Origin of the sequence: Massilia aquatica, from assembly GCF_011682045.1 — a bacterium.
GTDB lineage: Bacteria > Pseudomonadota > Gammaproteobacteria > Burkholderiales > Burkholderiaceae_D > Telluria_A > Telluria_A aquatica.
In genome coordinates this window covers 1-13,747 of record NZ_VVIW01000011.1, presented here as the reverse complement: position 1 = coordinate 13,747, position 13,747 = coordinate 1, and the positions used below count along the sequence as shown (strand labels likewise).

9 protein-coding genes and 1 tRNA gene are annotated in these 13,747 nt (G+C 63.3%); 4 read left to right on the top strand and 6 right to left on the bottom strand.

Going from position 1 to position 13,747, the window contains the following annotated elements:
* Window positions 1-151 precede the first annotated feature (151 nt).
* Window positions 152-2,398 (top strand): TonB-dependent receptor plug domain-containing protein, encoded by a 2,247-nt coding sequence (locus F1609_RS18570; RefSeq protein ID WP_167077911.1) that lies wholly within the window; start codon window positions 152-154, stop codon window positions 2,396-2,398.
* A gap of 60 nt (window positions 2,399-2,458) precedes the next feature.
* Window positions 2,459-4,501, top strand: a complete 2,043-nt coding sequence (locus F1609_RS18565) for a M13 family metallopeptidase (protein WP_167077909.1) — start codon at window positions 2,459-2,461, stop codon at window positions 4,499-4,501.
* A 114-nt stretch (window positions 4,502-4,615) separates the two neighbouring features.
* On the opposite strand, the gene F1609_RS18560 is transcribed toward F1609_RS18565, so the two are convergent.
* Window positions 4,616-5,503: a c-type cytochrome gene (locus F1609_RS18560; RefSeq protein ID WP_167077907.1), complete on the bottom strand. Its 888-nt coding sequence runs from the start codon at window positions 5,501-5,503 to the stop codon at window positions 4,616-4,618.
* Window positions 5,504-5,695: 192 nt separating this feature from the next.
* Between F1609_RS18560 and F1609_RS18555 the strand changes: the two genes are divergently transcribed.
* Window positions 5,696-5,771: transfer RNA gene (locus F1609_RS18555), tRNA-Arg, on the top strand.
* A 318-nt stretch (window positions 5,772-6,089) separates the two neighbouring features.
* Here F1609_RS18555 and F1609_RS18550 read toward each other — a convergent pair.
* The 3 genes from F1609_RS18550 to F1609_RS18540 are packed head-to-tail and all read right to left on the bottom strand — an operon-like array spanning window position 6,090 to window position 11,067.
* Entirely contained in the window at window positions 6,090-6,950 is an 861-nt protein-coding gene (locus F1609_RS18550) for a coiled-coil domain-containing protein (protein WP_167077905.1), read from the bottom strand.
* Window positions 6,951-6,961: 11 nt separating this feature from the next.
* On the bottom strand, window positions 6,962-8,893 hold the full coding sequence (locus F1609_RS18545) for a hypothetical protein (protein ID WP_167077903.1): 1,932 nt from the start codon (window positions 8,891-8,893) through the stop codon (window positions 6,962-6,964).
* Complete coding sequence (locus F1609_RS18540; protein ID WP_167077901.1) at window positions 8,890-11,067, bottom strand: hypothetical protein; 2,178 nt, start codon at window positions 11,065-11,067, stop codon at window positions 8,890-8,892. Before F1609_RS18540 ends, F1609_RS18545 begins: the two co-directional genes overlap by 4 nt.
* Before the next feature lie 253 nt (window positions 11,068-11,320).
* On the opposite strand from F1609_RS18540, the gene F1609_RS18535 reads away from it, so the two are divergent.
* A complete protein-coding gene (locus F1609_RS18535; RefSeq protein ID WP_167077899.1) occupies window positions 11,321-11,629 on the top strand; it encodes a hypothetical protein in 309 nt (102 codons plus the stop codon).
* Between the two features lie 45 nt (window positions 11,630-11,674).
* Here F1609_RS18535 and F1609_RS18530 read toward each other — a convergent pair whose 3' ends face one another.
* A complete protein-coding gene (locus F1609_RS18530) occupies window positions 11,675-13,237 on the bottom strand; it encodes a polysaccharide lyase 6 family protein (RefSeq protein ID WP_167077897.1) in 1,563 nt (520 codons plus the stop codon).
* Window positions 13,238-13,567: 330 nt separating this feature from the next.
* Window positions 13,568-13,747 (bottom strand): hypothetical protein (locus F1609_RS34295; protein WP_206752963.1); only part of this gene is annotated, 180 nt, incomplete at its 5' end.

Here is a 13,747-nt window from a genome sequence, read left to right as displayed (position 1 = left end):
CAAGCGCCGTGGCGGTTTGTGTATCGAAAAGTAAAAAAACCGGGGCCGGTGGTTCCGTCCGGAATGCAGGGGCTAGAATGCGGTCATCGCGAGCCTCATGACGCGCCCGACAGTTGCCGTCCAGCCAGCCTGATCCACCACTGAATTTTCGATGAGCAAACTGATTCCCTTCGCCTGCGCCGCCCTGTTCGCCAGCAGCGCTTGTTCCGTCCATGCGCAGGAGGCGCCGGCCGTGCCGGCCGATGCGCCAGGTGTGCCGGGCGTCAAAGGCAAGCCGGCGGCCGCAGCCCAGCCCGCAGCGGGCGTCACGGCCGTCACCATCAACGGCAGCCGCGCCGACGATACCGAATCACGTCGCCTCTCGACCGCCGCCAAGATGGTGTTCGGGCGCGAGGAACTCGACCGCAACGGCGACAGCAGCGTCGGCGAAATCCTCAAGCGCTTGCCGGGCGTGACCATGGGCGGGCCGCCGGGACGCGGCGGCGGCGGCGTGCGCATGCGCGGCCTGGGCAACGGCTACACCCAGATGCTGGTCAACGGCGAGCGCCCGCCAGCCGGGTTTTCGCTCGAATCGCTCTCGCCCGACCAGGTCGAACGCATCGAAGTCATGCGCGGCCCGGTGGCCGAGCACAGCACCCAGGCGATTGCCGGCACCATCAATGTGGTGCTGCGCGAGGGTTACCAGCAGAAAGACATGCAGCTCAAGCTGTCCGACAGCATCGAGGATGGCCGGCACGGCCCGACCGTCTCGCTTACCATGCCCGGCAAGGCGGGCGCGCTGACCTGGCTGATGAGCGGTTCGGCTGGCACCGGCCGCCAGGCCGACTCGAGCGTGACGACCTACCAGGACAGGTACGATGGCGATCCGGCCGGCGTGTTGCTGAAAGACCAGCAAGTCGACGCCCATAGCAGCCGCAGCGCGCGCTCGCTGCACCTGACGCCGCGCCTGTCATATAAATTCGACAATGGCGACACGCTCAATTTCCAGCCGTTCTTGATGCACAACCGCAGCGAAGGCAACAGCGACAGCCTGCTGACCCAGCGCATCGGCCCGCCGCAACGCGAATACGCGCTGGCGCTGGCGGACTCCAGCTCGTCGATGACCATGCTGCGCGGCTTCGGCAACTGGCTGCACCGGATGGAGGCTGGCGCCAAGCTCGACGTCAAGTTCGGCTTCGGCGCCGGCCGCAGCGAAAGCACCTCCTTGCGCAAGCAGTACGCCGACAATGGCTTGCTGAAAGATTACTTTAACGACGTCGACACCTCGCGCAACCACAGCCTCAACAGCGGCGGCAAGTACAGCACGCCGCTGGCCAAGGGCCACCTGCTGGCGGCCGGCTGGGACATCGAAGGCGGACAGCGCGAGCAAAGCACGGTAGCGCTGGTCAACGGCCGTGCCCAGTTTGCCGAATCCGGATCGAGCATGACGGCCGACACGCGCCGCGTGGCCGCCTACGTGCAGGACGAGTGGGACATCACGCCGCAATGGTCGGCCTACGTGGGCCTGCGCTGGGAAGGCATTCGCACCAGCGCCACCAACCAGGGGCGCGACGTGCGCAACAACAGCAGCGTGTGGAGCCCGGTGCTGCACAGCGTCTGGCGCATTCCCGGCTTTGAAAAGGACCAGATCCGCGCCAGCCTGACGCAGAGCTACCGCGCACCCCAGCTGAACGACCTGATCGCCGTGCCGACCTATTCGCAGCTCAACAGCGCGACCCGGCCCGACCGCACCGGCAACCCGAACCTGAAACCGGAACTGGCGCAGGGTATCGACCTGGCCTACGAGCATTACCTCGGCAAGGGCGGCATCCTCAGCGCCAGCGGTTTTATCCGCAAAATCGACAACCTGATGCGGCGCGAACTGACCCTGCGCGACACCCCGGACGGCCCGCGCTGGCTGTCGAGCCCGTCTAACATCGGCAGCGCGCGCACCAGCGGCATCGAGCTGGAAGCCAAATTCCAGCTGGCCGACCTGGTCGCCAATGCCCCGAACATCGACCTGCGCTCGAACTACAGCCGCTTCTGGTCGAGCGTGGACGGCATTCCCGGCCCCGACAACCGGCTCGACCAGCAAGCCAAACAAACCGCCAATGCCGGCCTCGACTGGCGCCTGAAAGACTTGCCGATGACGCTCGGCGGCAGCTATAACTGGACCCCGGCGATCCTGGTGCGCACCAGCGCCGACGAAGTGGCCACCACGGGCGTCAAACGACAGTTCGACATCTACGGTTTGTGGAAGTTCAGCGCCGCCACCCAGCTGCGCATTTCCGCCAACAACCTGATGAACGACGATTACCTTTCCGGCCGCACCGTGACCAAGGGCGGCATTGCGCAATTGTCGGACTCGGCCGGCCGCACCTATACCACCTGGACCGTGCGCCTTGAAATGAAGTTATAGTATTCGGCTGCGGCCACAAGCCCTCTCCCTTTTTTACCTGCCCCATAAGGACACCCACCCGTGAAACGTTATCTCCTGAGCACCCTGACCCTGAGCCTGGCGGCCGCTTTTGCCCACGCCGCCGAACCGGTAAAACCCGTCGGCCCGATTTCCGGCATCGATGTGCAATACATCGACAGCAGCGTGCGCCCGCAGGACGATTTCTTCAATTACCTGAACGGCGTGTGGCTGAAAAAGACCGAAATTCCGGCCGACAAGTCGAGCTGGGGCACCTTCGCCCAGTTGCGCGACGACACCTTGCCGCAGCTGCGCACCCTGATCGAAGCCTCGCAGGCCGCAAAAAACAAGAAAGCCGGCAGCGAAGCCCAGAAAATCGGCGACCTGTACACCAGCTACATGAACGAAGCCAAGCTGGAAAAGCTCGGCTACAAGCCGCTGGCCGGCGAATTGCAGCGCATCCGCGCACTGCGTGAAAAGAAAGCCATCCCGGCCCTGATCGCGCACCTGTCGCAAATCGGCGTGAGTACGCCATACGGCATCTACGTGGGCCAGGACAGCCGCGAATCGACGCGCTACGCCACCTACATCAGCCAGAGCGGCCTGGGCTTGCCGGACCGCGACTATTACCTGAAAAAAGACGACACCAAGCTGGCCGACGTGCGCGCCAAGTACGAGCGCCACATCGAGAAAACCCTGGGCATGGCCGGCCATAAAGATGCGGCCGGCGCCGCCAAGGCCATCCTGGCGCTGGAAACCGCGCTGGCTGAAGTACAGTGGAGCAAGGTCGACCTGCGCGACCCGGTCAAGCGCTACAACAAGGTCGAGATCGCCAAGCTGGGTGAACTGACCCCCGGTTTCGACTGGAAGAGCGCGCTGGGCGCGGCCAACATTGCCGGCAAGACCGACTACGTCATCGTCGGCCAGCCGAGCTACCTGGCCGGTTTTAACCAGGTGCTGGACAAGACCGATCTGGCGACCTGGAAATCGTACTTTGAATGGCATTTGCTGAGCAGCTATTCCGAATACCTGTCGAAAGACTTCGTCGACGCCGATTTCGCGTTCTTTGAAACCGTGCTCAAGGGCGTGCCGGAGAACGAGCCGCGCTGGAAGACCGGCGTTGCGACCGTCAATACGGTGCTGGGCGAAGCGGTCGGCAAGGAATATGTCGCCAAACATTTCCCGGCCGAGCGCAAGGCGCGCATGGAAGAGCTGGTGCAAAACCTGCTGGTGGCCTACAAGCAGAGCATCGACACGCTCGACTGGATGGGCCCGGAAACCAGGAAGGAAGCCCAGGCCAAGCTGGCCAAGTTCCGCCCGAAGATCGGTTATCCGAGCAAATGGCGCGATTACTCGGCGCTGTCGGTCAAGCAGGATGACCTGGTCGGCAACATGATGCGCGCGCGCCAGTTTGCCTACAACCGCGGCATCAACAAGCTCGGTAAACCGATCGACCGCGAAGAGTGGGGCATGACGCCGCAGACAGTGAACGCTTACTACAGCTCGACGATGAACGAGATCGTGTTCCCGGCTTCGATCCTGCAGCCGCCGTTCTTCGACATGCGCGCCGACGACGCGGTGAACTATGGCGCCATTGGCGCCGTAATCGGCCACGAGATCAGCCACGGCTTCGACGACAAGGGCAGCCAGTCCGACGGCGACGGCAACCTGCGCGAATGGTGGACCAAGGAAGACCGCGCCAAGTTCCAGGCCAAGGCCGACATGCTGGTCAAGCAGTACAGCGCGTACAGCCCGCTCAAGGGCTACAACGTCAATGGTGAGCTGACCCTGGGCGAGAACATCGGCGACAACTCGGGCGTGGCGATCGCTTACAAGGCCTACAAGCTGTCGCTGGGCGGCAAACCGGCGCCGGTGATCGATGGCTTGAGCGGCGACCAGCGTTTCTTCATGGGCTTCGGCCAGGTATGGCGCATGAAGATGCGCGAAGCGCAGCAGATCGTGCAGGTCAAGACCGATCCGCACTCGCCGGGCCAGTTCCGCGCCAACGGCACCATGATGAACCAGCCGGCCTTCTATGAAGCGTTCGGCGTGAAGGAAGGCGACAAGATGTACCTGGCGCCGAAAGACCGGGTCACGATCTGGTAATCCTGCTGCAATGACAAAGGGCCACGCGAGTGGCCCTTTTTTTACGCCCGCGCTATTGATCTGCGGACGAAAAAAAACCGCCCTGGACGGACGGTTTTTATTGAGTGCGAACGCTTACTTGACTGCGGCAACCATGAAATCGACCGCTGCCTTGACTTCCTCATCGGAGGCCGAGGAGCCGCCTTTGGCAGGCATCGCACCGGCTTTGCCGATGTAGCCCTTGATCGCGTGCTCATGCAGCACCGACGCGCCCTGGGCGATGCGTGCGCTCCAGGCGGCCTTGTCGCCGAACTTCGGCGCACCGGCGATACCTGCGCCGTGGCAAGCGATACATGCGGCGTTGTAGACGGTCTTGCCTGCGTCGGCGGCCAGTTTCGGCGCTTCGGCTGGTGCTGCCGCCGCTGGGGCTGCAACTGGTGCCGGTGCGGCTGCTTCGGCTGGCGCCGGCGCTGCTGCGTCGGCAGGGGCGTCCGCTGGCTTGGCCGTTGCTGGTGCCGGGGTCGCTGGTTCCTTGAACTTGGCGCCGCTCTGGTTGGCCATGTGCACGACTGCGCGCGCTACTTCGACATCATCGAGGTCGGGATTGCCGCCGCGGGCAGGCATCGCGCGGATACCTTCGATCGCGTGCTTGACCAGGGTATCGTAACCTTGGGCAATACGGGTACCCCATGCGCCGGCGTCGCCCATCTTCGGGGCGCCAGCGGCGCCAGTCGCGTGGCAGGCTGCGCAGTTAGCCGTGTACACGGCGTCGCCAGCGAGGAACACTTTCGGTGCATTGGCATCCTTGAGCGTGAAGCCTTCGTCGGCCAGCGGACGCAGGCGCGCCGCGACCGCTTCGGCCTTCTGGCTCTCGGTGCCGGCACCAGTGGTTTTCGTCGTCGTCACGAACGTCACGAGCAGAATGATGCCGATGACAGTGACCAGGAAGAAACCGGCAACCGCAGCGGCGAGCTGCTTGGGTGTCCGGATCGCGGATTCGTGTTCGTTGTGTGCGTCGCTCATGATGTCCTTAGTACAATATTCAAAAAGCTGCCGGTCGTGTTCGCATGTTGATCTTGCAAATACTCGCCAAACCCGCGATTATAGACTCAAAGCACCTCTTATGGAACGCAAATTCCCCGTAACGCGACACTTTCCATGGACGCGGGGTGAGAAAAAACGGTATCCTTCGCTTCACGTTCAATTTTCCTCAGCGCGGCTGTAGCTCAGTGGATAGAGTATTGGCCTCCGAAGCCAAGGGTCGTGGGTTCGATCCCCGCCAGCCGCACCAATCGTCATGCGCCTTTCCAGGGCATGATGCCTTAATGCACAACGTCGCAGTCGGATATGGGAAAAATTTTGGGTAATTCCCAACATGTCTCCCCGGTTCGTGATGCAGGCCGATCTTGACCATACGTCACGCCACCAGGCGAGTCAGGTCATGTCAAAAAATCAAAATAGCACCGCTTCGGGAAGAACATGGACCGGCGGCGCCACCAGGCTGCCAACGCGCATGCCGTCAATGCGGCTCGGGCAGCTGCGGCGCAACGCGCTTTGCATCCGGCCGAGCTGCTGGACGGCCGGTTCCGCGTTTCATCGCGGCAGTTCCTCAGTGGATCAATTGCATGCCCAGCAGGACCAGTGTCGAGGCGCAGCTGAGCGCGCACATGACAGCCAGCCATGTCGTGCGCGCCTGGAACGGTGCGAGCTGAAGGGCGAGCTGTTGCTGCACGGTGCTGGTCAGCAAAGCTTGTTGGGCCTGGGCCAGCGTATCGTGTCCCTGGACAATTTCCCTGGACGACTTGTCGACGCTGGCCCCGAGGGCGTCGAACAACGGTACCAGCGCCGGCGTGACCGTCTCGATCCGTTGCGCGAGGCCGGCGTGGTGACGATTGAGCTGCTGTACCAGTGCGTCCAATCCACCGTTGAGTTCTCCAGCATGCGCCTGTTCTTGTTGGCGCAGGAGGCCCAGGTCGGCGTCCACCTTCGCCGCCATGCGTGCCGCCACGGCGATGCCATCGGCAGCGGAAGCGACTTTGTGGTCGAGCGTGTCCAGTGTTGCCGCAGCCTTGCCCAGGCCGTCATCGAAGTGCGCCTGTTGCCGGGCGAGCCTGTCGTGCATGCGTTCGTCATGCCCGAGCAGCTCGCCGTGGCGCGTCTCGAGCGCGGCCGACAAGCCCGCCAACGCACCCTTCAGGCCCTCGACGTCGTCGAGCACATCGTTGACCTGGCTTTTCAAGCGCTTGCCCTGGCCTTCCATCAGCTCGCTCAAGCCTGCCTCGGCGGTTTGCGCCGCGTGGACGCTCGCCTGCTCGACCGCCGCGATCTGCGCGCGCAGTTCCTCGATCGCCTTGTGCAGAGGCGTGAGCGGACGTTCCAGCACGCGTGTCAGCAAGGCCGACATGGCCTGTTCCTGTTCGTCGATCTTGTGCCGGAGTTCCTGGTCTTGCAGCTTCTTGTCGATTTTCATGCTGGTTCCGTTCAGGATAATTTGATCTTGGCGCGTTGTTCGCCCATGTCGGCGACCGAGAGCAGGGTGAGCAAGGCATCGCCGGGATCAGCGGCCTCGGCGATGTGCGCGCGGCGCTGCCGCAGTTCGGCCAGGTATTCTTCATCGAGCATGCTGCCAAAGCGCGCGGCGGCGCACTCATCGCTGTCGAGCCGCGCGAGCGCGTGCTCCATCTCCTCGTTCACCTTGTCGCGGCGCGCCTTGAGTTTGTTGCATGCAGCTTGCTGCTGCGCGGCGATCTGCGTCAGGTTCGCGACGTCACCCTGGACTTGGGCCAGCTCGGCTTCGAGCTCGGCGGCTCGCCTGGCTACGTGTTCGCGCCATACCTTCTGCGCCAGCGCGGCGGTCTTGGCCGCCGCGTCACGAATGTTGCGCTTGAGATTGGCCTTGTCGTTGGAAAAGCTGTCCGACACGCTTGGGTAGTATTCGGACAAGCGATAGCCTGCCATGGATGCGCTGAGGCCGGCAAATTCACGCCCGGCGATGCTCTTGACCTTGGCGCTGCTGGCCGCCAGGTTCGGCCGTGAGCTGCCCAGGAATTTCCGGGCAGGGCCGCTGGACGGTGCCGCGTCGAGGAAGCGCTGGCGCAGCCACGACGTGACGTCGTCGATCCGGATGAAGAGGGCGCTGGTGTGCGTGTTGAGCTGGTCGACCTGGGAGATTTGCGCGGCGGGGTCGATCGCGAGTGCGGCGGCGAGTTCTTTTTCCACCTCTGCCCGCTGCGCCAGCCGCGTCTGTGCCACGCTGGCCTGGCGGGCCGCCTGCCGCTTGCCCTCCATGGCCTTCTGGCGCAGTGCATCGACCGCGTCGATCTGGCCGGTCAGCTTGGCCAGCCCCTCCTGGCCTTGCCGGATGCACGCTTCGCGCTTGCGCCGTGTGACGACATGCACGTCGAGCGCATTGCGAAAGCGAGCGGTCTGCGTGGCCGAGGCGCGGATGTCGGCATGCAGCGACTGCTTCAGTTCCCTGACAATCGGTCCGATGCGGCGCGCGAGCGCGTCGTCGTCGCGCAGCATGGTCTGCCACGACTGGCCGATCTCGACCGGAAAATAGCGTTCCGAGCGCGCGGCTTCCTCGGACAATGTCAATCCAAACGTGTCGATCTGCTCGCGCAGGCGCGCGCGGAAGTGCTCGGCCGTCAGCGTGCCCTCATGGTTGAGGGCAAACTTGCGTACCGTATCGGGTGTAAACGAGTACGTTGTGACGATGCGAAACCGGTTCGGCACGTATTGCCAATCTTCGATGCTGGGCAGGGTGAGCGCATCGGGATTCAAGAACGACAGATCGTCGCCGCGCCCGACCAGGAGGATCAGGTCGGCATACGGTACGTAGCGCGCCGCCATGCGCTCGACGTGCTTGCGTTCTTGTTCGTCGGCCGGGTTGTCGCCCGGAAGGTCGAGCATGCGCGGGCCGCTGCCTTCCGCACCCTGCGCGAAGCAATCTGCAGGAATCGATACGACCACTGGCTTTTCCGCCGGCAGGTGGCCAACGCTCATTCGATGGCGCAGTTCGCCCAGCGCTTCGGACATTGCGGCGTCACTGTCGATTTGCCGGATGCCGGCGCCGTCGTCGAAACGCCAGTGGCGATCCGGCGAGCGCCGGTACTCCATGGTCGTGGCGGTGGCCGACTTGCCCGCTGCGCGGCCGCCGCGCAGAACCTTGCCCACGCGCACCTGGGCATCGCTCCCGAGGCCCATCAATTCGAGCAGAAGGGTGGTCTTGCCTACCTGGGTCTTGCCGAACACGGCAACGTATGGTTCGCGCGCACCCTCGCCATCCATCAGATGCGCGCGCACGTCGTCGCTCAGCTCATCGATAAAACGCCGGTAGGCGCGGTAGGCCCACTCGAGGTTCGCATTGCGCATAGCGGCCCAGCGCGCAGACGCATGGCCGCGCTTGATCATGCGGCGGCCGTGTCGAACAGCGCCAGCGTGTGGCCCGAACTGGCCAGTTGCGACAGCAGGTCCTGCTGCAGCACGCGCACATCGGCGAGCGCTTTCTGCAGCCGGTCCTGTTGCTCCAGGCGCAGGTCCATCCCGTAGCGGCGGCGCAGGCCATCCTTCAGGTGGCTGCGCATGGTGCTCATCAGGTCGTCGTAGCGCGCGCCGAAATGGACTTGATGGTGGTCGCGGATGTGCTGCATCATGCTTTCGGCAAGGCCCCGCACCTGGCCGTCGTGGCGCCGTACTTCCTGCAATGCGCTGTGCGCAAGGTAGCCGATCGCGATGGCGCCTGCTACCGCGCCGCCAATCGTGAGGCCGGCCGCACCGGCGGCCGTGCCCGTGCTGGCGGCGGCCGCATTGCTCCCCACGCCGACCGTCGAGAGCAGGGTATCGATGATGTCGGCATGGCCGTCTGCCGCGATGTCGACTGCCATGACGGCGGCGATCCCCTTCAGGATGCCGCCCGAGGTATCGGCGAATTCGGAGAACTGCTGCTTCATCCTGCCGGCCGATTCGGCGAGGTCAGCCTGCGGCATGCGCGCCAGCGTGGTTGCGCTGACCTGCACGAGTTGGGGAAGGGCCGATGCGATGCGGGTGTATTCGAGCACCATGGCTGGCAGTAGCCTGACCGTCCGCTCGAGCTCGCGGTTGGACGGGCCGCTGGCGACGTCGCCCGCGCGGCTGCGCAACAAGGTGCGCAGGTTCGCTTGCGTCGTCGCGTCGGTAAATCTGGCTGCCACCGGCAGGTTCTTGTCGTCGATATAGCCGAGGCGCTGCAGTGGCGTGGCCGACGCCGGCAAGTTGGCCGGCGCCAGGGCCGGCCCGGCCACCCTTGCCGTCAGCCCGGCCAGCCCGGCCGTGTACTGTTGCAGGAGCGGTCCCGGCGTGTCCCAGGATGCCAGGACATCCTGTTCCAGCTTGCGCTGCGTCTCTGTGACGGTGTCCAACGTCCCCGTTATCTTGTTCCAGAATCCCTCGTGCTCGTTTTCCAGGCGCGTCTGCATCTGTTCCCAAGCCTGGGCATAGTGCGCTCCCGTCAACTTAATGACCATCTGCTGGTGCTTCGCGCGCAAGTCGGTGCAGGCGTCGTCAAAAGCGTCGAGGCATTCCTTGAGCACTTCCTGATCGCTGCCGCCGCCGGACTGGCGCAAGGACAGCGTGGCGTGGGTCCGGACCTCGCGCAGCACGGCGGCAAGGTCGACCGACAGGGTCTGCTCCAGCCTGGCCAGCTGGACCTGGCGCGATGCGCTCCCGGCCAGCGACATGTCGCGCAGGGCCGCCGACAGGTCGGCAAGCCAGGGCGCGGCAACATCGGCGCCCGAGCCAGTCGTGCCAACGCCCGCGCAGAACACGCGTTCGAGCGCGTCGTCTCCCTCCAGTTCGAAGGTGGCGACGGCGGTCTGGCGTAGTTCCGTCAACTTGTGCGCATCGCCGCGCAGCGCTTCGGTCTTGGCGACCACGATCAGGGGCCGCACCGTGCGCAGTTCATTGGCGAGCATGTCCTTCACCACTTCCTGCTGGCCCTGGTTCGCCATGCGGGTAGCGTCGGTCACGATGATGCAACCGGCGGCCCCCAACAAGGCCTGGCGCATCAGGTCCTGCCAGACCCCGTTGTCCGCGCTACGCTTCTCGTAGCCCGGCAGGAGGATCAGGGCCTGCCCATCGTGCTGGAAGTGGCGGCGCGGCACGCGCAGTACCGGCAGCAGCACCTCCGCCATCTTTCCACGGCAGGCTTGCACGAACGCATCTGGCTCCAGCGGCCTCTCCTCCGTCATGAAGTGGTGCGATCCATCGTCGACCGCTCGCAGTACCATGGCGTAACCTCTCGGTGCGGCGTGGTCGGCGCTTTCCTGGATCAGGATCGGCAGCGTTTCGCCGCGGCCTTCGTTGGCCGGCAACCAGGGATCGTTGTCGCCCAGATCGTAGAGCGTGCGTACCAGCGTGGTCTTGCCAGCGCCCTGGGTGCCGCCGACGGCGACCAGCCAGCGCTCATTCATGATTTCCGCGAGTGTAAGGCGGCGCATGACCTGCAACAACTGGACGTCGAGCAGGTCGTTGTCCAGCACCCGGGCCGCGCCACGCAGTTCGCGCAAAGCTTGGTTCAATTTCGAGAGCAGCAGTTCAGGGGTTTGCATGATGATCCGGTGACGATGAAGGGGTGGACCGGTCCGGCGCCATGGCAGGTGAGCATGAGGTTGGACCGCTTGAATGCATGGCAGTGACTGTTCGCTGGCAGCGCGCGTAGGTCAATCACACCCGAAGTCGGTGGATTGAAATTTCGTCTTAGAAATTATAATTGTTAATATGAGCATTGACACCCTCTTATTGTTGCTGAAATAGAATTTCCTTGGTAGATAGTGGGTCGGCACCGTTGATAATGAGGACACGATGGCAATCAGTGCAAAAGGCAAGCGCCGCATCAGCGTCGATGAACGCGTGTATCTGTGGCGCAGCTTTGATGAATATGATCAGGGTTGGTTTAATGGCGTCCAGGTCATCGTCGCAGCGATGGATCAGGAGCTATTCTTGCGCTACGGACTTGGTCAGCCCGATAAGAGCCGAACTGCTGTCGTCTCGCGCGGTCGTGGCGCGCCCGGGATTCGCGCCGCCTGTCCAAGGTTCGAGGGGGATGGTGACGTCTTCACCCCCCAGGTTGTTCGGAGCCTCATCGCGTGGGGGCTCGCGGTCGCGTTGTGATCTTCCGCTCTTGCTGGCGCTTGAGTAACTTATGCGCTCGTGATACTAGGGCCTTGCAGCCGGCCCCACATCGAGCGCGGTGAGCGGCTTGTTGCGATACTCGGCAACGCCGCTGGAATAATCGTCGGCGCCGACCACGCCACTGCTGCGGATCTGGCCATCGATATCGAGCTTGATGCCGGGATACGCGGCACTGGCATAGCCGTACGCGTGGCTGCCGCTGCCTGGCGCCCGCAACACATAACCGTTCTTGCTGACCGCAACCATGGAAGCGCTGATTTCATACACTTCCACCGTCGTCCAGGCCTGGTTCGGCAGAGGGCGGCCTGAGGTTCCCAGGCTGGCATTGGCGGTAGGGTAAGCGATGTTCTTTGCCGCGACGGTATTCGTGCCCCGATCGTTGAACAAGGTTCCGAGCTTGCCTTCGATAAGATTATTGGCGATCACATTGCCTTGCGCGCCAACGGGAGATTTCGCATCGCTCGCTTCGACGCTGATGCCTTCCGCGTTATCGATCAAGGTATTGAAGAGCACCTGGACTCGGGTCGCCGCCCGGTGCTTGTTCGAGAGGGCATCCGGGTCGGTGGCGCTGATGTCGCCGGCGTCGAGAAGGATCGGCTTGCGCGCTTGGGTGCCGCTCAGGCCGTGGAAGACGTTGTTATAGATGGTGTGGCTGGCGCCGTAGGCGCGCACGCCGCCGGTCTGGTAGTTGGGGTCTGCCGCTGTCTTGCCGGCGCCGGCCCCTAAAAAGTAATTGCTGTAGACCTTGGTGCCCTGGCCCTGGCGCAAACTCAGGCTGCCGTAGGAGTTCTTGAAGGTGTTGTAACGGATCTGGTTTTTCGAGGTTTTTACCGAAATGATTTCGTCTTCGCCGTCGCAATCCTCGAACAGATTCGCTTCAATGATCGTTCCGGCCGCAATCTGCTGGGTACTTGCGGTACCGAGTGCGATCGCTTCCCGGCCGGAGTCGCCCGCCACCGAGCGGTTCTGGATAAACGGGCGGATGTTCTTGAAATGGTTATGGTGGATATGGGTAGCGAGCGCCGATGCGGTCTGGATGAAGCTGGCGGGCACGGGTTTGCCGCCCGAATCGGCGCCGGGGACGGGTATCACGGGACTGTCCGAGGAACGGTCGAAATCCTCGAAGCGATTGTAGGAAATCTCATTGTCACGGCTCTCGCCATCGGTGGAAAACTCCACTGACTTCTGCTTTGTCTGCACGCCGGCATGGCCGAACACATTGCCGCTGATGCGGATCTGGCTGGAGCCCTTGATTTTGATCAGCGCGGAAGCGCTGGACGAGGCGAATCGCAGATCGCGCACCAGCACATTGGTGCTGCCCTCGATCACCAGCGCCTTGAGCACCAAGGACGGCTGCGCGGTGCGGATGGTGATCGGGGCAAGGGTGGCGTCACCCTTGTCCGTGAGCGTCAGCGCGCCGGGATAATCACCCGACTGGCCGCTCAGGAGCAGCGTTTCTCCGGGCTGGACACTGGCAACCGCGCTGGACCACTCCGCGCTGTTGCGTACAGTCCTGTCGGCGTGCGCCGCGCCCGATACCGACATCGCGCCGAGCGCAACACATCCGAGGAATTTGATTGTCGTCATGGTGATTGATGAGAGAAGTTGTGCCAGCCACATCATAGCCCGACAGCGATCTCTTCAATATTCGGCGCACCATCACACACTTCCTGCCGCCATGCTTCGCTTGGTACAAGGCCACGCCGATATGGCCTCCACGGCAACGAAACGCCAGTGCACCAAGTCCGTGATGAGGCGCCCGGGTCGGCTTGGACCTTCGATCAACTTCCTGCATTGCCCCAAACGCAGAATCGATTTCTTGCTGCCGTTCGCAAACTGTACACATGCTTGAGTGATTAATGAAGGGTGCGTGGGCGGGCCGTTGACAACAGAACGCCGGCGTCTAAGTAAGTGCGCCTAAATTCTTGTCATTTCGAGCTTCCATAAGCGGCGCCTTGCTGCGTTGCCCACCGCTAGGAGTCTGCGCGGCAGAAACTGATGCAATCCGAATGGTGACGAGGTAAACTTGTCAAATGACGACGAGCTACCTTCCATACGATCAGCATCAGCAAATGCTGCTTCCCCATGCTTTGCAAG